Below are 21,434 nucleotides of genomic sequence, written 5' to 3'. Positions count from 1 at the left end.
ACACCCAAGCCCCGATGTTTTAGCTTTTCCAGGCTGCGCGCGGCCGCACGGACTCGCCGCTGCGCGCTCCTTTTTCCCGAATTTACAGCAGGTTACCCCCATGCAATTTCGCGAGCTGATGGCTGTTATTTCCACCCATGCGATCCGCCTTCAACAGGACGATGAAGACCTGGTCATTCTGGGCAACGACGACGCGCTGGACGACGCGTTGTGGGACAGCCTCGCCAAGCACAAGGCGCAGTTGCTGGAGCTGGTGGCGAGCCACGGCGGCGACTGGTCGAGCCCGGCGCTGCGCATCACCCCGGACATGTTGCCGCTGGTGCAACTGGATCAGCTGGCCATCGACCGCATCGTCGCCACCGTGCCGGGCGGTGTGGCGAATGTGCAGGACATCTATCCGCTGGCGCCGTTGCAGGAGGGGCTGCTTTATCACCATCTCTCCGCGCCGGAGGGGGATCCCTACGTGTCGCAGGCGCGGTTCACGTTCGACAGTCGCGGACGGCTGGATACATTCACCGACGCGCTGCGTCGGGTGATCGGGCGCCATGACATTTTGCGCACCGCCATCCTCTGGGAGCATCTGGACGATCCCGTGCAGGTGGTCTGGCGTGAAGCCCCGCTGGTCAGTGAGGAAGTCGATCTGAATGATCGCGAGGACGTACTCGCGCAATTGCTGGCACGCCACGACCCGCAGTACTTTCGCCTCGACCTGCAACAGGCCCCATTGTTGCGGCTGGTGTTCGCCGAGGATCCGGCCAACGACCGGGTGGTCGCATTGTTGCTGTTCCATCACATGATCATGGATCACGTCGCGCTCGATGTGGTACGCCGGGAAATTCAGGCCTACCTGTCAGGCCGCGATGCCGAAGTCGCGAGGGCGGTGCCGTTTCGCGACCACCTGGCGAGGGCACGTCTGGAGTCGGATGAGCAAGCGCACCAGGCATTTTTTCGCGAGATGCTCGGCGACATCGACGAGCCGACGCTGCCCGGTGGCTTGCATGATGTTCAAGGTGACGGTCAGGGCATTGAGGAAGTCTCGTGCATGCTCGACAGCGATCTGAGCCAGCGCCTGCGTACCCACGCGCGACAATCGGGGGTGAGCGTGGCGAGCCTGATGCACCTGGCCATGGCACGCGTGCTGGGGCAGTTGTGCGGGCGCTCGACGGTGGTGTTCGGCACCGTTCTGCTGGGACGGATGAATGCGGCTGACGGTGTCGAGCAAGCATTGGGGATGTTCATCAATACGCTGCCTTTGCGGGTGGATGTCGGCGGGTCGAGCGTTCATGACGGCGTGCTGGCGACGCACCGACGCCTGACCGCGCTGCTCGCCCATGAGCAGGCGTCTCTGGCACTGGCCCAGCGTTGCAGCGCCGTGGCGGTGCCGACGCCGCTGTTCAGCGCCATGCTCAACTACCGCCACAGCAGCGTGGAGGAAGTTGCCGAGGTGATCGAGCTGTCGCCGGGGGTGCACGTATTGGGCGCCCGCGAGCGCACCAACTACCCGCTGACGGTCAACATCGATGACCTTGGTCAGGACCTGCGCATCACGGTGCTGGCCGACGCGACGCTTGGCGCCTCCCGAATCGCCGGATACCTGCGCACGGCACTGGGCAGTCTTGTCGATGCGCTGCAGAACAACCCGCAAGCCGCATTGCACAGCCTCAACATCCTGCCGCCCGCCGAGCGTGAGCACTGGTTGTATGGCGTCAATTCACCGAAGGCGACGTTTCCCGACACGCCGTTGATCCATCAGCAATTCGAAGCGCATGCGCACACCCGGCCCGAGGCAGTCGCGTTGCTGTTCGAGGGCAGGACTTACAGTTATGAGGCACTCAACCGACAGGCCAACCAGGTAGCCCATCGTTTGCTCGCCCTTGGCATCCGTCCGGATGACCGGGTAGCGATCTGCGTCGAGCGCGGCCCGCAAATGATCGCCGGCCTGCTCGGCGTGCTCAAAGCGGGTGCCGGATATGTGCCGATCGATCCGGCTTATCCGCTGGAGCGCATCACCTTCACCCTGCAAGACAGTGCGCCGGTGGCGGTGCTGATGCAGGCAGCGACTCTGGATCGGATTGCCGGGCTCTCCGTGCCGCAGATCGATCTCGACGACCAAGGTTTGCAAAATGAACCGGAGTTCAATCCACAGATCCCGGACTTGAGTCCGGCGCATCTGGCCTACGTGATCTACACCTCTGGCTCCACCGGGCTGCCAAAAGGGGTGATGGTCGAGCACCGCAACGTGGCACGCCTGTTTGGCGCGACCCACGATTGGTTCCGGTTCAATGCGCAAGACGTCTGGGCGTTGTTCCACTCGTTTGCCTTTGATTTCTCGGTCTGGGAAATCTGGGGTGCGCTGGCGTACGGCGGACAGTTGCTGGTGGTGCCGCAACACATCAGCCGCTCGCCGGACGAGTGTTATGCGTTGCTCTGCCGCTCGGGCGTCACTGTACTCAACCAGACGCCAAGCGCGTTCCGGCAGTTGGTCGCCGCCCAGGGCCGCAGCCCGTTGCAGCATTCGCTGCGCGAGGTGATTTTTGGTGGTGAGGCGCTGGAGCCAGGATCGCTCAAACCCTGGTATGCGCGGGTCGGCAACGCCGGCACCCGGCTGGTGAACATGTACGGCATCACCGAAACCACGGTGCATGTGACCTACCGTCCGTTGGTGGCGGCAGACGCACAATTGACCGCCAGCAGCCCGATCGGCGTGCGCATTCCCGACCTGCAGCTATACGTCCTCGATGCTCGGCGGGAGCCAGTGCCAGCCGGGGTGACCGGTGAGTTGTATGTGGGTGGCGCCGGGGTTGCCCGTGGTTACCTGAATCGTGATGCGTTGACCGCCGAGCGCTTCATTGCCGACCCGTTCAGCGAGCATGCCGAAGCGCGTTTGTACAAGACCGGCGATCTGGCACGCTGGACGGTGGAGGGCGAACTCGAATACCTGGGACGCAACGACGATCAGGTGAAAATCCGTGGTTTCCGTATCGAGCTTGGCGAAATCCAGGCACGTCTTGCAGCCTGCGACGGCGTGCGCGATGCGCTGGTGATCGCCCGCGAGGACAGCCCCGGCGACACGCGTCTGGTGGCCTACTGGCTGGCCGCCGAAGGTGTCGAACCGAGCGTTGCGCAATTGCGCGATCACCTGCTGGCATCGCTGGCTGAGCATATGGTGCCGGGCGCGTTCGTGCGCCTCGATGCCTTCCCGCTGACGGCCAACGGCAAACTCGATCGCCGGGCGTTGCCGCAGCCGGACAACGAAGCCTTCGCCCGGCGGGCGTTTGAAGCACCGCTTGGCGAAATCGAAACCCGCATCGCTGTAATCTGGCAGACCTTGCTCGGATTGGACCGGGTGGGCAGACATGACAATTTCTTCGAGCTGGGCGGGCATTCGCTGCTGGCGGTGAAGCTGATCGAGCGCATGCGCCAGCAGGACATGCAGTGCGACGTCCGCGTGCTGTTCGGCCAGCCGAGCGTGGCGGCACTCGCGGCGACGCTGGGAGGGGACGCCACGGTCAGCGTGCCGGCCAATCGCATCGAACCCGGTTGCACCCGCATCACCCCGGACATGCTGCCGCTGGCCACGCTGGATCAAGCGGCCATCGACCGTATCGTCGAGACCGTCGAGGGCGGTATCGACAACGTGCAGGACATCTACGCCCTGGCACCGTTGCAGTCGGGAATCCTCTATCACCATCTGGCCATTGCCGACGGTGACCCGTACGTGCTGCAAGCGCAGTTCGCCTTCGACGGACTGGCGCAGATCAAGGCGTTCGTTCGCGCGTTGAACAGCGTCATCGCTCGGCATGACATCCTGCGTACCAGTGTGGTCAGGGAAAACCTTGAGGAGCCGGTGCAAGTAGTTTGGCGTGCGGCGCCGCTGGCACTGGAACGGGTGGATGCCGATCCGCAGGACGGTGATGTGTTGCAGCAAATGCAGGCGCGCTTCGATCCGCGACACTATCGCCTGGACTTGCAGCGTGCGCCGTTGATGCGCTTCGCCTACACCGAAGACCCTTTGCAAAACCGCTGGGTCGGAATCCTGCTGTTGCACCACATCGTGCTCGATCACACCGCGCTCGAGGTGTTGGTGGCCGAGATGAGCGACGCACTTGACGGGCAAGTCGGCGCGCTGCCGCCCCCCGTGCAATACCGCAACTATGTCGCTCAGGCCCGTCTCGGTTCGAATGCCGAGGCACATGAAGCGTTCTTTCGCGAGATGCTCGGCGACATCGTCGAACCGACCCTGGCGTTCGGCCTGCGAGACGTACTCGGCGATGGCACAAACATCGTGGACAGCGAGCTGGCACTGGATGAGCGTCTTGCCACACGCCTGCGCAAACAGGCCCGCACGCTGGGCATCAGTGTTGCGAGTCTGGTGCATCAGGCCTGGGGTCAGGTACTTGCCCAGGTCTGCGGGCGCGAGGAGGTGGTATTCGGTACGGTGCTGCTGGGGCGCATGCAGGGGGGAGAGGGCGCCGATCGTTCGTTGGGCATGTTCATCAACACTCTGCCGCTGCGGGTCCATGTCGGGGCCACGGCGGTGGAGGCGGGTGTCAGGGCGACCCACGAGCGTCTGGCGCAACTGCTGGTGCATGAGCAAGCGCCGCTGATGCTGGCTCAACGTTGCAGTGGCGTGACGGGATCGGAACCGCTGTTCAATACCTTGCTCAACTATCGCCACAGCGCGCAACAAACGGCTACGCCGGGATGGGAAGGCATCCGGATTCTCGATTCTCGTGAGCGCAGCAACTATCCGCTGGTGGTCAGCGTCGACGACCTTGGACAGGGTTTCAGGCTTTCTGTGCAGGCAGTGCCCCAAGTGGATGGCATGCGGGTCTGCGACTACCTGCAAACGGCACTGCACAATGTGCTGAGCGCGCTGGAACAGGATCGCCATGCGCCAATGAATCAGGTGTCGATTCTGTCGGCGGCCGAACGCCAGCGCGTGCTGGTCGGTTTCAATGTCACCGGTCGCGACTTTGCCCATGGCCATGTTGTGCACCAATTGTTTGAAGCGCGAGCGGCGAGCCAACCCGACGCTGTGGCAGTGGTGCAGGGCGGGCAAAGTCTGAGCTACGACGGGTTGAACCGCCGCGCCAACCGCCTGGCCCATCACTTGATCGGCCTCGGTGTGCAACCGGACGATCGCGTCGCGCTCTGTGTGCAGCGTGGTCCGCAGATGCTGATCGGGCTGCTGGCGATCCTCAAGGCTGGCGCCGGTTATGTTCCGGTCGATCCGGCACATCCGGCAGAACGGATCGCTTACCTGTTGCAGGATAGCGATCCGGTGGCGGTGTTGGCACAGACGGCTACTCGCGACCTGCTGGGTGCCGTGCCGGTGATCAATCTTGACAGCGACGCCTGGCAGCATCTGCCGGACAGCAATCCACAGTTGCCGGACCTGACCCACGAGCATCTGGCCTACGTGATCTACACCTCAGGCTCCACCGGCCAGCCGAAAGGCGTGATGGTCGAACACTCGACCCTGGAAAACCTTGTGCACTGGCACGCCGAAGCCTTCGACCTGCACGCGGGCAGCCACACCGCCAGCGTGGCCGGTTTCGGTTTTGATGCGATGGCCTGGGAAGTCTGGCCGGCGTTGTGCGTCGGCGCGACGTTGCACCTGCCGCCGGAAACGGTGAGCAATGAGCACCTGGACGGACTGCTCGACTGGTGGCGGGCGCAGCCGTTGCAGGTGAGTTTCCTGCCGACACCGGTAGCCGAATATGCGTTCAGCCGCGAACTGCAACATCCGACCCTGCGTACCTTGCTGATTGGTGGCGACAAGCTGCGGCAGTTCAATCGTGAGCAGAGCTTTGCGGTGATCAACAACTATGGCCCGACTGAAGCCACGGTGGTCGCCACCTCCGGCCCTGTAGACGTCGGGCAAACGCTGCACATCGGCCGGCCGATTGCCAACGCCAAGGTCTATTTGCTGGATGAGCAGCAACGCCCCGTGCCAGTAGGTGTGACGGGGGAGTTGTACGTCGCCGGCGCCGGTGTCGCACGGGGTTACCTGAACCGTCCCGATCTGACCGCCGAACGCTTCCTGAAGGATCCGTTCAACGAAGGGCGCATGTACCGCACCGGCGACCTCGCACGCTGGTTGGCGGACGGCAACATCGAGTACCTGGGGCGTAACGACGATCAGGTGAAACTGCGCGGCGTACGGGTTGAACTGGGGGAAATCGAAGCGGCGCTGGCCAGCCATCCGGCAGTGCAGGACGCAGTGGCACTGGTGCGCGACGGCCAGTTGCTGGTGTGGTTCACCGAACGTGCGCCTGCCGATATCGAAGCCTTGCGTAATCATCTGCAAACCCGTTTGCCGCAAGCATTGATCCCGGCGGCTTACGTGCGACTCGACACCTTGCCGCTGACCGCCAACGGCAAACTCGACCGCAAGGCCTTGCCGGAGCCGGATCAGAACGCCTGGCTCAGCCGCGAATACGAGGCCCCGCAAGGTCCGGTGGAGACTGCGTTGGCACAGATCTGGACCGATGTCCTGAAGCTGGAGCAGGTCGGACGTCACGACAACTTCTTCGAACTGGGCGGCCACTCGTTGCTGGCCGTGAGCCTGATCGAACGCCTGCGCCAGATCGGCCTCAACACCGACGTGCGCGTGCTGTTCAGCCAGCCGACTCTGGCTGCATTGGCTGCGGCAGTAGGGAGCGGTCGCGAAATCGAAGTGCCGGCCAACCGCATTCCTGCCGACTGCACCCGCATCACTTCGGAATTGCTGAGCCTGACCGAACTGGATCAGGCCAGCATCGACCGGATCGTGGCCAGCGTGCCGGGTGGCGCCGCCAACGTGCAGGACATTTATCCGCTGGCGCCGTTGCAGGAAGGCATTCTTTACCATCACCTGAGCGCCGCCGAGGGCGATCCCTACTTATTACAGTCATGTCTGGCCTTTGCCAGCATCGAGCGCCTGCGCGCTTTTGCCAACGCCTTGCAAAAGGTGATTGCGCGCCACGACATCCTGCGCACCAGTCTGGTTTGGGAGGGATTGCCGAGCCCGCAGCAAGTGGTATGGCGAGAGGCCGCGCTGGCGGTGCAATCGGTCGATTTGAGTCCGCTGGATGGCAATATCCTCGATCAGTTGCGCGCACGCTTCGATGCCCGGGATTATCGCCTCGACCTCGGTCAGGCACCGCTGATCCGTCTGGTGTATGCCGAAGATCCGCTGCATGACCGTGTGGCAGGCGTGCTGTTGTTTCATCACGTCGTGCTGGATCACACCGCGCTGGAGGTGGTTCGCCGGGAAATGCAGTTGTATCTGCCGGGGCAGGTTGAGTCTTTGCCGCCCGCCGCGCCCTACCGCAACTACGTCCATCAGGCCCGCCAAGGCATCAGCGAGGATGAACACGAAAGCTTCTTTCGCGAGATGCTCGGTGATATTGACGAGCCGACCCTGCCATTCGGCTTGCAGGACGTACAGGGCGATGGCCGCAACATCGAGGAGCATTCGCTGGCGCTGCCAGTGGAATTGAATCGGCACCTGCGCCGCCAGGCGCGGCAATACGGGGTCAGCGTCGCGAGCCTGTTTCATCTCGCCTGGGCGCGGGTGCTGGCGGCGACTTCCGGACGCCGGGACGTGGTGTTCGGCACCGTGCTGCTGGGGCGCATGCAAGGCGGCGAGGGCGCGGATCGGGCTTTGGGGATGTTCATCAACACCTTGCCGCTGCGCGTGGAAGTTGACGGGCAGAGTGTGAGTGAAGCGGTTCGCACGGTTCATGAGCGGTTGGCGGCTTTGCTGGGACATGAGCATGCGTCGCTGGCACTGGCTCAGCGTTGCAGCGCCGTGGCCGCGCCTTTGCCGCTGTTCAGCGCGGTACTCAACTATCGGCATGGCGGCCACGACGCTGCGCGAGTGCCTGTTGATCCGGTCTGGCAAGGCATCGAATTCCTGGCCCAGGACGGGCGCACGAATTATCCGTTGACCCTGAGCATCAACGACCGGGGTGATGGCTTCAATCTGTCGGCACTGACCCCGGATCATGTGGGGGCGCAGCGGGTCTGCGAGCTGATGCACACCGCTCTCACGGAGCTGGCGACAGCGTTGGCCGACAACCCCGGACAGGCCTTTGAACGTCTCAACGTCCTGTCAGCGGCGGCGCGCGCGCAGCTGCTTGGCGACTTCAACGCGAGCACGTCGGTTTACCCGTCAGCGCAAGGTGTTCATCGTCTGTTCGAAGCGCAGGTTGCGCGCACGCCGGATGCCGTGGCGGTTCAGGCGGGCACGCAGCGCCTGACGTTCAGGCAATTGAACCAGCGCGCCAATCGGCTGGCCCATCATCTGCAGGGGATGGGTGTTACCACCGATACGCGAGTGGCGATCTGTCTCAAACGCAGCTCGGAAATGCTGGTCGGTTTGCTGGCGATCCTCAAGGCCGGCGCCGCCTATGTACCGGTCGACCCGGCTTATCCACCCGAGCGAATCGCTTACATGCTGGCCGACAGTGCGCCGAGGGTGGTACTGGTTCGCGACGTAGCTTTGCCGAATCAGGCTGGCATACCGGTGATTGATCTTGCCCATGAGACCTGGCAAGACCTGTCGGTTGCTGATCCGCAGGTCGCCGATTTTACGCCGGACAACCTGGCCTACGTGATCTACACCTCGGGCTCCACCGGCCAGCCGAAAGGCGTGATGGTCGAACACGCGACCCTGGAAAACCTTGTGCACTGGCACGCCGAAGCCTTTGACTTGCACGCCGGCAGCCACACCGCCAGCGTGGCCGGGTTCGGTTTCGATGCGATGGCTTGGGAAGTCTGGCCTGCGCTGTGCGTCGGTGCGACGTTGCACTTGCCGCCGGAATCGGTGAGCAACGAGCATCTGGACGAACTGCTTGACTGGTGGCGGGCGCAGCCGTTGCAGGTCAGCTTCCTGCCAACTCCAGTGGCCGAATATGCGTTCAGCCGCGAACTGCAACATCCGACCCTGCGCACCTTGCTGATCGGCGGCGACAAGCTGCGTCAGTTCAATCGCGAGCAGACCTTCTCGGTGATCAACAACTACGGCCCGACCGAGGCTACGGTGGTCGCCACCTCGGGTCCGGTTGAAGTCGGGCGAACGCTGCACATCGGCCGGCCGATGGCCAACGCTCGTATCTATCTGCTTGATGACCAGCAACGGCCAGTGCCTGTGGGTGTGACTGGCGAGATGTACGTCGCCGGCGCCGGTGTCGCACGGGGTTACCTGAACCGTCCCGATCTGACCGCCGAACGCTTCCTGAATGATCCGTTCAGCGATCAGCCGCAGGCGCGGATGTACCGCACCGGCGACCTTGCGCGCTGGCTGGCGGACGGCAACATCGAGTACCTGGGCCGCAACGACGATCAGGTGAAACTGCGCGGCGTGCGGGTTGAACTGGGGGAAATCGAAGCCGCCCTGAGTACCCATCCGGCAGTGCAGGACGCAGTAGCGCTGGTGCGCGACGGGCAGTTGCTGGTGTGGTTCACCGAGCGAGCGCCGACTGATATCGAAGCTCTGCGCAATCATCTGCAAACCCGGTTGCCGCAAGCGCTGATCCCGGCGGCTTACGTGCGCCTCGACACCTTGCCGCTGACCGCCAACGGCAAACTCGACCGCAAGGCCTTGCCGGAGCCGGATCAAAGCGCATGGCTCAGCCGTGAATACGAGGCCCCGCAAGGCCCGGTGGAAACTACGCTGGCGCAGATTTGGGCCGATGTTCTGAAGCTGGAAAAAGTCGGTCGCCACGACAACTTCTTCGAACTGGGCGGCCACTCGCTGCTGGCCGTGAGCCTTATCGAACGCCTGCGCCAGATCGGCCTGAACACCGATGTGCGCGTGCTGTTCAGCCAACCAACGCTGGCTGCACTGGCCGCAGCGGTAGGCAGCGGTCGCGAAATCGAAGTGCCGGCCAATCGCATTCCTGCCGACTGCACCCGCATCACCCCGGATTTGCTGAGCCTGACTGAACTGGATCAGCCGAGCATCAACCGGATCGTGGCCAGCGTGCCGGGTGGCGCCGCCAACGTGCAGGACATTTATCCGCTGGCGCCGTTGCAGGAAGGCATCCTTTATCACCACCTGAGTGCGGAGCAGGGCGACCCGTACTTGCTGCAATCGTGGCTGGCTTTCGACAGCCTCGAGCGGCTCGACAGCTTCGCGGCGGCGCTGCGCAAGGTCATTGCACGCCACGACATCCTGCGCACGGCGGTGATCTGGCAGAAACTGGCCGAGCCGATGCAAGTGGTATGGCGTCACGTCGAGTTACCGGTGCAGGAGATCCTGTTCGACCCGGCGGATGGCGACGTTCTTGAGCAGTTGCACGAGCATTTCGATGCCCGGCATTACCGCCTCGACATCAGTCAGGCACCGTTGCTGCGTCTGGTGTATGCCCGTGATCCGGCCCACGACCGGGTGGTCGCGATGTTGTTGTTCCACCATGTGGTGATGGATCACACTGCGCTGGACGTGGTGCAGCACGAAATGCTCGCCTGCCTGCAAGGGCATGAGGCTTCGCTGGGGGCGGCCGTGCCTTACCGCAACTACGTAGCGCAGGCGCGGCTGGGTGTCAGCGAGCAGGAGCACGAAGCGTTCTTCCACGACATGCTCGGCGACATCGACGAGCCGACCTTGCCGTTCGGCTTGCAGGATGTGCAAGGTGACGGTAGCGACATCGAGGAAACGCGACAGGCCCTGACCGAAGCGACCAGCCAGCGTCTGCGCAGCCTCGCACGGCAACTGGGCATCAGCGTGGCCAGCCTGTTCCACCTCGCGTGGGCACAGGTGCTGGCCGCGACATCCGGGCAGGATCGTGTTGTATTCGGCACGGTGCTGATGGGCCGGATGCAGGGCGGCGAGGGTGCCGACCGGGCGTTGGGGATGTTCATCAACACCTTGCCGCTGCGGGTCGATCTGGGGGCAACCCCGGTGCGCGAAGGGGCTCGGGCGACGCATGCGCGGCTCAGTGCGCTGCTCGGTCATGAACACGCGTCACTGGCGCTGGCCCAGCGTTGCAGTGGTGTGGCCGCGCCGTCGCCGCTGTTCAGTTCGATGCTCAACTACCGGCACAGCGCCGACGAGGCGCAACAGCAAAACCTTCGTCAGGCCTGGCAAGGCATCGAGACCCTGAGCAGCGAAGAACGCACCAACTATCCACTGAGCCTGGGCGTCGATGATCTGGGCAGCGGTTTTGTGCTCACCGCCATGACCCCGGCGAGCATCGGTTCGCAGCGGATCTGCGACTACATGCAAACCGCGCTGGAGACACTGGCGGAGGCTCTGGAACAGGCACCGGATCAGCTGCTGAACCGCTTGCCTATCCTTGACGGCGCAGAACGTCAGCGGGTGCTTTACGACCTCAATGTCACCGGCACCGCCGATGATCTGGAGCAAACCGTTCACGGGCTGTTCGAAGTGCAGGTACAACGCACGCCACTAGCCGTTGCGTTGCAGGCTGGTGAACAGCGGCTGACTTACGCCGAACTCAACGCACAGGCCAACCGTCTGGCCCATCACTTGCGCGAGCTGGGCGTGGGGCCGGATTCGCGGGTGGCAATCTGTGTCGAGCGCGGGCTGGAGCTGATGGTCGGTCTGCTCGGCATTCTCAAGGCCGGCGGTGCCTATGTGCCGCTGGATCCGGCGTACCCGGCGGAACGTCTGGATTACATGCTCAAGGACAGCGCGCCGGTAGCGGTGCTGGTGCACGGGGCGACGCGTGAGTTGCTGGGCGAGAGCACCGCGCTGGTGATCGATCTGGATCAGACTCACTGGACATTCAATCCGGAGGACAACCCGCAAGTACCGAACCTGAGCGCTTCGAACCTGGCCTACGTGATTTACACCTCCGGTTCGACCGGTGCGCCGAAAGGCGTGATGGTCGAGCATCGTGGCGTCGGCAATTTGCTGCACTGGAGTTCGCAGCTGTGTCCCGCCGTGACGGACGGCGCGCTGTTGCAGAAAACCCCGTTCAGTTTCGATGCCTCGGTCTGGGAGCTGTTCTGGCCTCTGAACGCTGGCCTGCGTCTGGTGCTGGCGCGTCCTGACGGGCACCGCGAGCCGGCTTATCTGGCGCAGGTGATTCGCGAGCAACGGATCAGCGTGATCCAGTTCGTGCCGGTCCTGTTGCAACAGTTCCTCGAGCAGGACGCTGTCAGCCAGTGCAGCAGCCTTACCGACGTGTTCTGTGGCGGCGGTGACCTGACGCCGGCGCTGGCTCGCCGTGTGCGCGAGCGTTTGCCGCAAGTGCGTTTGCACAACGTTTACGGCCCGACCGAAGCCACGGTCGACAGCACGGTGTGGACGCTGGAACCGTCGATGCCGGTGCCGGACAGCGCGTTGCCGATCGGGCGGCCGATCAACAACACCCGTCTGTATGTCCTCGATGCCGCCAAGCGGCCGGTGCCGATGGGCGTGATCGGTCAGTTGTTCATTGGTGGTGCCGGGGTTGCGCGGGGCTATCTGGGCCTGCCGCAGTTGATGGCTGAACGGTTTATCCCGAGCCCGTTCGTGGCCGGCGATCGGCTGTACGCCACGGGCGACCTAGTGCGTTACCGCGCCGATGGTCAGCTCGAATTCATCGGGCGCAACGACTTCCAGGTCAAGCTGCGTGGCCTGCGCCTGGAACCGGGTGAGATCGAAGCGCAACTGCTCAGCCATCCAGCGCTGCGCGAAGCCGTGGTGATGGTGCGTGAGGAGCGTCTGGTGGCGTACTTCACCTGGCATGCCGACGCCGGGCAACCGGGGGTCGAGGCGTTGCGCGAACACTTGCTGGCACGCTTGCCCGATTACATGGTGCCGTCGGCATTCGTCGCGCTCGACAGCCTGCCGCTGAGTCCCAACGGCAAGGTGGATCGCAAGGCGCTGCCTGCACCGGATTCGGCTGCAGTCAGCATTCGCGAATACGAAGCCCCGGTCGGCGAGATGGAAATCCTCCTCGCGCGACTGTGGTGTGAATTGCTCAAAGTCGAGCGCGTCGGACGGCAAGACCATTTCTTTGAGCTGGGTGGGCATTCGTTGCTGGCGGTCAGTTTGATCGGGCGCCTGCAACAGGCAGGTATCGAAGCCGATGTGCGGACGTTGTTCGAGCAACCGACTCTGGCTGGTTACGCAGCCATCACGGAAAGAATGGAGATCGTCCTGTGAACCTGAATGAACTGTTGGCGACGCTGAAGACAAAAGACATCCAGTTGGCAATCACGGACGGGCAATTACGGGTCAATGGCAACAAGCAGGCCCTGAGTGAACCGGCCTTGCTGGCCGCATTGCGCGAGCACAAACCGGCATTGATCGAGCTGATCGAGGCGGGCGTTTACTCGCCCGCACGGGAGGGGCAGGTTGAAGTGCCGGTCAATGGCATTTCACCGGGCACAACACGGGTCACCCCGGCGATGCTGACGCTGGTTGACCTGAGCCAGGACACCCTCGATCAAATTGTCGCGCAGATCCCTGGCGGCGGCGCCAATGTCCAGGATATCTACCCGTTGACGCCGTTGCAGGAGGGCATCCTCTACCACCACGCGAGCGCTGCACAGGGTGATCCGTATGTGATGCAGGCGAAATTCGCGTTCAGCGGACTCGAGCGGTTCGAGGCATTCGTCCAGGCCCTGCAGACCGTCATCGAGCGCCACGACATTCTGCGCACCGCCATCGTTTGGGAAGGACTGGACACGCCGGTGCAAGTGGTCCTGCGACGTGTCGGGTTACCTGTGGAAGAAGTGCAGCTCGATGTGGCTCAAGGCGATGTTCTGGAGCAGTTGCATGCGCGATTCGACGCCCGGCATTTCCGTCTCGACGTGACACGTGCACCGCTATTGCGCCTGGCCCATGCCTGGGATGCAGAGTCCGGGCGTATTGTCGCGATATTGCTGTTTCACCACATGGCAATGGACCACTCGGCGCTCGCTGTGGTCAGCGAGGAAATGCAGGCTTGCCTGTCAGGGCAGAGCGCCAGACTGGGAGCGCCCGTACCGTTTCGCAATTATGTCGCCCAGGCGCGGCTAGGCATCAGCGAGGCGGAGCACGAGGCGTTTTTCCGCGAGATGCTCGGTGACATCGACGAGCCGACGTTGCCGTTCGGCCTGCAAGGCGTACATGGCGACGGCAGCGACATCGAAGAGTGCGGTGTGCCACTTGACCCGTTGCTGGGGCAGCGCCTGCGAGCCAGTGCCCGTTCGCTCGGGGTGAGTGTCGCGAGTCTGTTCCATCTCGGCTGGGGGCAGGTTCTGAATGCACTCACCGGCAAGTCCGCCGTTGTGTTCGGTACCGTGCTGATGGGGCGAATGCAAGGGGCGGAGTCGACCGACCGCGCGCTGGGCATTTTCATCAACACCTTGCCGCTCCGTGTCGAGGTCAGCGCGCTGGCAGCAAGCGAGTCGGTGAAGGCAACCCATGCACGTCTGACCCGTCTGATGCGCCATGAGCACGCCCCGCTGGTGCTGGCCCAGCGCTGCAGCGGGGTGGTCGGGTCATCGCCGCTGTTCAGTTCGCTGCTCAACTACCGGCACAGCACCTCGAGTGCCAATGCCAGTGCCGAAGCGCTCTCGGCCTGGGAGGGGATCAGCGTCCTGCATGCGGAGGAACGCACCAATTACCCGCTGACCTTGAGCATCGATGACTTTGGCGATCACTTCAGCCTGACGCTGCTGGCCACCCGTGAAGTCGAGGCGCAGCGCATCTGCGGCTATATGGTGTGTGCCATGGAAAACCTGTTGCAGACACTGGAGCAAGCTGCGGATACGCCGTTGAGCCAACTGTCGGTTCTGCCCGCCCTGGAGCGCGAACAGCTGTTGACGGGGTTCAACACCAGTGATGTTGAATACGTACGCGGACAGACGATTCATCAACGCTTCGAGGCGCAGGTCGTCGCGCGACCGCAAGCGCTGGCAGCGGTGCAGCTGGACAAGCAACTGACGTTTGACGAACTGAACCGCCAGGCCAACCGTCTGGCGCATCGCTTGATCGATTTGGGTGTGCAGCCGGATGACCGGGTCGCAGTCGTCGCCCGGCGAGGGCTGGATACCCTGGCCGGATTGCTCGCTGTCTTCAAGGCCGGCGCCGGGTATGTGCCGATCGACCCCGCGCATCCGGCCGAACGCCTGAACTATTTGCTGAGTGATTGCGCACCGGTGGCGATCCTGACCTCACGTGATTTGCTCGCACGGCTGCCGGGACAGGAGCTGCCGGTACTCGATCTTGATCCGCGCACCTGGCGCTCAGGCAATGACGCAAACCCGGTGGTACTAGGTCTGTCCGAGGCGAACCTGGCTTATGTGATCTACACCTCCGGCTCCACCGGTTTGCCCAAGGGCGTGATGGTCGAACACCAGACATTGGCCAATCTGGTCGACTGGCACAGCAACGCCTTTGACCTGTGTGCCGGTCGCCATACGTCGAGTCTGGCCGGGTTCGGCTTCGACGCAATGGCATGGGAAGTCTGGCCAGCTCTGTGCGTCGGCGCGACCCTGCACCTGGCGCCCGCTCAGGATGGCGGCGAAGACGTCGACGGGCTGCTGGCCTGGTGGTGCGCGCAACCGCTGGATGTGAGTTTCCTGCCGACGCCCGTCGCCGAATACGCCTTCAGTCGGCATCTCGAGCACCCGACATTGCGCACCCTGCTGATCGGCGGCGACCGCTTGCGTCAGTTTTCGCGCAATCAGCATTTCGATGTGATCAACAACTATGGCCCGACCGAAGCCACCGTCGTTGCCACATCCGGACGGATTGAGGCGGGGGAGGCACTGCACATCGGTAAACCGGTGAGCAATACCTCGGTGTACCTGCTCGACGACCAACAGCGTCCGGTGCCGATCGGCGTATCCGGCGAGCTGTATATCGGTGGCGCAGGCGTGGCGCGCGGTTACTTGAACCGTGCGCAACTGACCGCTGAACGCTTTCTGCCGGACCCCTTCAGTGAACGACCGAATGCGCGTATGTATCGCACTGGCGACCTAGCTCGCTGGCGCCCGGACGGGACGATCGACTATCTGGGGCGCAACGATGATCAAGTGAAAATCCGCGGCATGCGCATCGAATTGGGGGAAATCGAAAGCCGCCTGCATCAGCTTCCCGGCCTTCAGGAAGTGGTTGTCCTGGCTCGTGAAGACGAGCCAGGACAACCGCGGCTGGTGGCCTATTTCACCGAGCAGGCGCAGGTGCAGCCACTGGCTGTCGCGCAACTGCGCGAGCATTTGCTGGGCCAGTTGCCCGAGTACATGGTGCCGGTCGCGTTCGTCAGACTCGACAGCCTGCCGCTGACCGCCAATGGCAAGCTCGATCGCAAGGCCTTGCCGTTACCGGAGCGCACGGCCCTGCTCACACGCGAATACGAGGCACCACAAGGCGAGCTGGAATGCACACTGGCGCAGATCTGGGCCGAGGTTCTGCAGGTCGAACGGATAGGGCGTCAGGATCATTTCTTTGAGTTGGGCGGCCATTCGTTGCTGGCCATGCGCATGGTCGCGCAAGTGCGTCAACGGCTGGGTGTGGAGCTTGCGCTCGGCGAGTTGTTCGCCAATGCCGAACTGGCGTCGGTGGCGCAGTCGCTGACCCGGGCCGGACGCTCGACACAGCCGCCGATCCTGCCGGTGCCACGGGACGGCGCATTGCCGCTGTCGTTTTCCCAGCAGCGCTTCTGGTTTCTGGCGCAGATGGAAGGTGCCAACACGGCTTACAACATTCCGATCGGTCTGCGTCTGCGCGGTGTGCTCGACGCCGATGCGCTACAGCGGGCGCTGGCCCGGATTGTCGCTCGCCACGAAAGCCTGCGCAGCCGTTTCACGCCGTACAACGGCGAAGCCCAGGTGCTGATTACTCCGCCCGACAGCGGTGTGCTGCTGCGGGTCGAGGACCTGCGCCAGCACCCGCAGGCCGATGAAGCCTTGCAGGCGCTGATTCAGGGGGAAGCTTCCGGCCCGTTCGACTTGCAGGATGATCCGTTGATTCGCGGACGACTGGTGCGTATGGCCGACGATCACCATGTGCTGCTGATCACCTTGCATCACATCATCTCCGACGGTTGGTCGATGGAGGTGCTGACCCGCGAGCTGATGGCGTTGTATCAGGCTTTCAGTCAGGGGTTGGCGGACCCTTTGCCGCCGCTGGCGTTGCAATACACCGACTATGCCGTCTGGCAGCGACGCTGGCTGAGCGGGGAGGTTTTGCAGCGCCAGAGCGAATATTGGCAACGCACGCTGGCCGATGCGCCAGCCTTGCTGACGTTGCCTGCCGACCGACCGCGACCACCGCAACAGGATTACGCCGGCAGCAGCGTCGAAGTGTGCCTGGACGAGCGCTTGAGCGCCGGCCTCAAAGCCTTGAGCCAGCGCCATGGCGTGACGCTGTACATGACGATGCTGAGCGCGTGGGCGATGCTGCTCAGCCGGTTGGCCGGGCAGTCGGACATTGTGGTCGGCTCGCCGGTAGCCAACCGTTTCCGGGCCGAAATCGACGGACTGATCGGGTTGTTCGTCAATACCCTGGCGTTACGCATTGATACTTCCGGTGAGTTGAGCACCGAAGCGCTGCTGGCGCGGGTCAAGGCGCTGACCCTGCAGGCCCAGGACCATCAGGACCTGCCCTTCGAGCAAGTGGTGGAAATCGCCCGACCGGCCCGCAGCCTGGCCCACAGCCCGCTGTTCCAGACCATGTTCAACTGGCGCAACAGCGACGGGCCGGTATTGGCGCTGGGGGATCTGACCCTGGAAGCGGTGGCGGAGCCGAGTCACTTCGCCAAGTTCGACCTGACCCTGACCCTGGGTGAATCGCCCAACGGGATAAATGGCTGGATGGAGTACGCCACAGCGCTGTTCGATGAGGCGACGGCACGGCGTTATGTCGGTTATTTCCAGCGCTTGTTGCAGGCCATGGTCAACAACGACCAGGCAGTGCTGGAACACGCGCAAATAATCGAGGATCAGGAACGCACGCAGTTGCTCGACGAATTCAACGCCAGCGCGCGGAACAGTCTGCAAGTGCTGACCGTGCACCGTGTATTCGAGATGCAGGCTGCCAAACATCCGCAAGCCGTCGCGGCGGTGCACGGGACGCAGGTGTTGCGTTACGCAGAACTGAACCGCAGCGCCAACGGCCTGGCGCATCATCTCATCGCTCAAGGTGTGCAGCCTGGCGATCATGTGGCGATTCTGTTGCCACGCTCGCTGGATCTGTTGGTCGCGCAGTTGGCGATCCTCAAGTGTGCGGCGGCCTATGTGCCGCTGGACATCAACGCACCCGCCGAGCGTCAGGCATTCATGGTGCAGGATTGTCAGGCGGTCGCGCTGTTGACCGGCAGCGATCAGGTCATCGAGTACCCGGTACGGCGAATGGATCTGGATACCCTGGCGCTTGCCGGGAGTCCTTCGCACAACCCGGATCTGCCTCAGTCCTCGGAGGCGCTGGCGTACATCATGTACACCTCGGGCTCCACGGGCACCCCGAAGGGGGTCATGGTGCCGCATCGCGGCATTACCCGCCTTGTGATCGACTGCGGCTACGCCGATTTCAACTCGAGTGACCGGGTGGCATTCGCTTCGAACCCGGCGTTCGATGCGAGCACAATGGATATCTGGGGCGCCTTGCTCAACGGTGGCCAGGTGGCCGTGATCGATCATGCGACCTTGCTCGACCCACAGGCATTCGGTAGGGAGCTTGACCGGTGCGGGGCGACGATCCTCTTCGTCACCACAGCGTTGTTCAATCAGTACGTGCAATTGATTCCCGAGGCGCTCAAAGGGCTGCGCATCCTGCTGTGCGGTGGGGAGCGTGGCGATCCGGCGGCGTTTCGAAAGCTGCTCGCCGAAGCACCGGACCTGCGCCTGGTGCATTGTTATGGCCCGACCGAAACCACGACGTACGCCACCACCTTCGAAGTGCGTGAGGTGGCGCCGGATGCGGACAGCGTTTCGATTGGCGGCCCCATCGGCAATACCCGCGTGTATGTGCTGGATAACCGGCAACAACCGGTGCCGTTCGGCGTCACCGGTGAGTTGTACATCGGTGGTCAGGGTGTTGCGCTGGGTTATCTGAACCGGCCTCAACTGAGTGCCGAGAAATTCCTCCGGGATCCGTTCAGCGACAATCTGCAGGCCTTGATGTATCGCACGGGCGACCTGGTGCGCTGGCAGGCGCCGGGGCGACTGGAATGCATCGGCCGCAATGATGACCAGGTGAAGATTCGCGGCTTCCGCATTGAGCTCGGAGAAATCGAAAACCGCCTGTTGAGCTGTCCGGGGGTCAAGGAAGCGGTGGTTCTGGCCCGACGCGACGGACAGGAACCAACGCGGCTGGTGGCCTATTACACGGCGCACGATCCTGCATTGCAGGGCGCTACCCTCCGCGCGCTGCTGCAAGCCAGGTTACCGGAGTACATGGTGCCGACCGCCTGGGTGGCGCTGGAGAGCCTGCCGCTGAACAACAACGGCAAGGTCGATCGCAAAGCCTTGCCGGCGCCGACACACCAAGCGCTGGTCATGCGTGACTATGAAGCGCCGGCCAATCCTCTTGAGGAATCACTGGCCGGGCTATGGGCTGAAGTGTTGCAAGTCGGGCGGGTAGGCCGCCATGACAACTTCTTCGAACTGGGCGGGCATTCGCTGCTGGCGGTGCGGCTTGTCGATCTGATGCAAAAGTCCGACAGGCCGGTTTCGTTGGCCGAGCTGTTCCAGCATCCCACGGTCGAGGGGACTGCCACGCTGCTGTGCCAGCGCAGTGACGCTGTGCCGCTCCATGACGGCGTGGTCGTGGTGCGTGCAAGTGAACAAGGCACGCCGTTGTTCCTGGTGCATGAGTTCAGTGGCCGTGACCTGTATTTCCCGGCGCTGGGCCTGCACATCGGCGGCGAGTTCCCGATTTACGGCTTGCCGGGAATCGATTCCGGTATGACGCAACTGCGTACCATGGAATGCCTGGCAACCCGACTGGTCGAGGTGATCCGCGCCAGACAACCCCACGGCCCCTATCGGCTTGCCGGCTGGTCGTTCGGTGGCGTGCTGGCTTATGAAATCGCGGCGCAACTGCTCGGGATGGACGAGTCAGTGGCGTTCGTCGGGCTGATCGATACCTACGTGCCGCGCCTGGCCGATCCGAACAAGGCGCAGTGGAACGATGCACATGTGCACAAGCGCCAATTGCTTTTGCATTGCACGGCGCATTGGGCCGGGCACGAGACACAGGGGCAGCAAGCATTGGCGCGTCTGGCGGTGTTGCAGACCGAACTTGAGCAGTGGGCGTTCGCCGATTTGTTCAACCATTGTCACGAACAGCAGTTGCTCAGACCCGAGCTGGCGGCTGTCTCGTCGGCGGATGCCTGGCATTACCTCGACCGGGAAGTGGCCCACGGGCATGCATTGGCGCATTACCGGATCAACCCGATCGGTCTGCCGTTGTATCTGCTGCGTGCCACGGAGCGTTCGGCGCCGATGTCACGACTCAGCGCCACGCGCGGTTGGGCTGAGGAATTGCCAGGTGCGCAGCTGCGCTGCATCGACGTACCGGGCGACCACCAGAGCATGATGAAAGCACCCCACGTTCAGGCTCTGGGGCAGGCCCTGACTCAGGCGCTGGAAACGGCAACTGCGCCGGCGCCAACGGCCTATCAGCCGATCTTGACCATTCAGACCGGTCACACCGGGCATGCGCCGATTTTCTGTGTGCCGGGGGCTGGCGACAGTGTTACCGGGTTCATCCACCTGACCGAGGCGCTGGGGCCGGAGTGGCCGATTCATGGGTTGCAGCCCCGAGGCCTCGACGGCGCGACGGTGCCGCACAGTCGGGTCGAAAGCGCCGCCACGTTCTACCTGCGGGCACTTGAGCAGTTGTATCCGCAAGGGCCGGTGCATCTGATCGGGCATTCGTTCGGTGGTTGGGTGGCTTACGCCATGGCGGCGCAGTTGCAGGCGGCGGGGCGCGAGGTGGCGTCCCTGACCCTGATCGACAGTGAATCACCGGGCGGCAACAGCGTGGTGGGCAAGCCCTACACCACGACGGCGGCGTTGTTGCGGCTGATCGAGTCGTTGCAACTGTCCAGCGGCAAGTCCCTGGGCATCGATGCGCTGGCCTTCGCCGAAGCCGACGACACCACGCAAATGCGCCTGCTGCACGAGGGAATGGTGCGCGCCGGTGTGCTGTCCGAACGCGCGTCATTCGACGCGATGCAGGGCCCGGTGCGGACCTTCGCCACCGCGCTGCGCACGGTCTATCGGCCGGCTCTGGCCTACACCGGGCCGGTGCGTCTGGCGCTGGTAGACGACCCGACGCTGGACGCATCAGGCAACCAGCGCGAACAGGCGGCGATGCTCGAAGGCTGGCAGCGCGAGGCCAGGGATCTGGCGGTGTGGTACGGCCCGGGCAACCACTTCACAATCCTCAAGGCGCCCAACGTCTTCAGTCTCGCGGCGTGGTGGCATGACGGGCTGACGGTGGCGGCGGGTCAAGTATTGTCCTGATTGAAGTCTTTATCCTGGAACCCGGCCGC

The 21,434-nt window shown here is 63.4% G+C and carries 2 protein-coding genes; both read left to right on the top strand.

The window, feature by feature from the left end; genetic code table 11:
- Positions 1-100 precede the first annotated feature (100 nt).
- On the top strand, positions 101-13,108 hold the full coding sequence (locus tag CAF74_RS27100) for a non-ribosomal peptide synthetase (protein WP_085748381.1): 13,008 nt from the start codon (positions 101-103) through the stop codon (positions 13,106-13,108).
- Positions 13,105-21,405 (top strand): non-ribosomal peptide synthetase, encoded by an 8,301-nt coding sequence (locus CAF74_RS27095; protein ID WP_085748380.1) that lies wholly within the window; start codon positions 13,105-13,107, stop codon positions 21,403-21,405. Before CAF74_RS27100 ends, CAF74_RS27095 begins: the two co-directional genes overlap by 4 nt.
- Positions 21,406-21,434: the final 29 nt, after the last annotated feature.

Source organism: Pseudomonas sp. R45(2017) (assembly GCF_002112305.1).
Lineage (GTDB): Bacteria > Pseudomonadota > Gammaproteobacteria > Pseudomonadales > Pseudomonadaceae > Aquipseudomonas > Aquipseudomonas paraglycinae.
The sequence above is the reverse complement of the archived record's forward strand: the minus strand, read 5'-3'. Positions and strand labels throughout refer to the sequence as shown.

Coding starts and splice junctions, on each gene's coding strand:
- CAF74_RS27100 (WP_085748381.1), top strand. CDS start 101: ATGCAATTTCGCGAGCTGATGGCTGTTATTTCCACCCATGCGATCCGC.